Below are 690 nucleotides of genomic sequence, written 5' to 3'. Positions count from 1 at the left end.
TATAATCTTTCAAAAGAAGAGTATAAGCAAAGAAGAAAGCTTTGCAAAATCTTTAAAGAATGATTTTGCGAAGAAAATACTTGGTAAAAGCATAAATAATCTAAACGATTTTGTTAAAGAGTATGTTGAGGTGAGGATTAGGAATAAGTTTAAAAGACATAAAAATTCTCTTGCCTTAAAATTTGATGGCAGATCTTTGTCAATACTACTAAATGATAAAATAGCACATTCGTTTCAAGCTGTAAGTGGAAGGGCACAAAAAATTGATGACAAGCATTATTTTACATACGAAAAAGAAAGACAGGCATTAAAAAACGAAGGTCCTATACCTGAGGGGGAGTATTATATCACTCCATTGAGCGAAAATGTAAATGATGGGGTTCAGTATTGGGACAAAGCTGGGATTTGGCAAAAACTTTTTGCTTGGTTATCTTTTGTTGATATAAAGATGGGTTCTTGGGCAAAAGCGACACCAGCTTGGGGCAAAATTCGCATACCTATACAACCAAAAACAAAGCTTGTTATAAATTCAAAAGGAGAAGAGGTGCTTAGATCTAATTTTTTTATCCACGGTGGCATTCAAGCTGGAAGTGCTGGGTGTATTGATTTATGGAAAAATAATGATGAGTTTTTTAAAGTATTTTTAGAATATGTAGAAAAATACAAAGATGAGATCTTGCAAAATCAAGG

The 690-nt window shown here is 32.8% G+C and carries 1 protein-coding gene; it reads left to right on the top strand.

Going from position 1 to position 690, the window contains the following annotated elements; genetic code table 11:
* Positions 1–690 (top strand): tlde1 domain-containing protein (locus DMC01_RS12695; RefSeq protein WP_185908979.1); only part of this gene is annotated, 690 nt, incomplete at both ends.

The sequence above is a fragment of the Campylobacter troglodytis genome (assembly GCF_006864425.1).
Classification (GTDB): domain Bacteria; phylum Campylobacterota; class Campylobacteria; order Campylobacterales; family Campylobacteraceae; genus Campylobacter_D; species Campylobacter_D troglodytis.
This window is presented reverse-complemented; position numbering and strand designations above follow the sequence as displayed.